Source organism: Dellaglioa sp. CoH-57-MRSF-18 (genome assembly GCF_056781995.1).
Genome location: NZ_JBXAXX010000077.1, coordinates 1 through 470 on the forward strand (window position 1 = coordinate 1; position 470 = coordinate 470).

Annotated in this window: 1 protein-coding gene; it reads right to left on the bottom strand. The window is 53.6% G+C overall.

The window, feature by feature from the left end:
- A partial coding sequence (locus AC1RPG_RS08145; protein WP_481762490.1) for a hypothetical protein occupies positions 1-338 on the bottom strand: 338 nt, incomplete at its 3' end.
- Positions 339-470: the final 132 nt, after the last annotated feature.

Sequence of the window (470 nt, forward strand, 5' to 3'; positions counted from 1 at the left end):
TCTTTATCCTTACCGTTGACGTGGATTTCCAGCTTGTCGGTTTTGCCGCGCATTATACGCCGCACCAACACCTTCTTTCCTGCGTGGCTCATGAACTCGATGTCGCGGCGGCCTTGCTTGATCTTGTCCGAACGCTCACCGATTTGCGGTTCGTCATACATCACTTCAGGCAACACTGAGAAGAGCAATGATTTGCCTACCCCATTCGAGTTTTGCGATGCCTTGCCCGCAGCGCGGTTCAGCCCATAAATGGTGCTAACCCCGCACGGCGGCTCAAACCGCACCGGCTTCTGGTACGGCCCAACTTTTTCCAACTCGATTGCCTGAATAACGTGCATGACTTACCCAAATCCTTATGCGTGTTTGTCCAATTCGATGAACAGATCGTACGTGTGTGCAGCCAGAAGATCGGTTGCGGGAATCGCAAACTGGCCGGCTTGCGCCTGAACGTGCGGCAACTTAGCCAACAC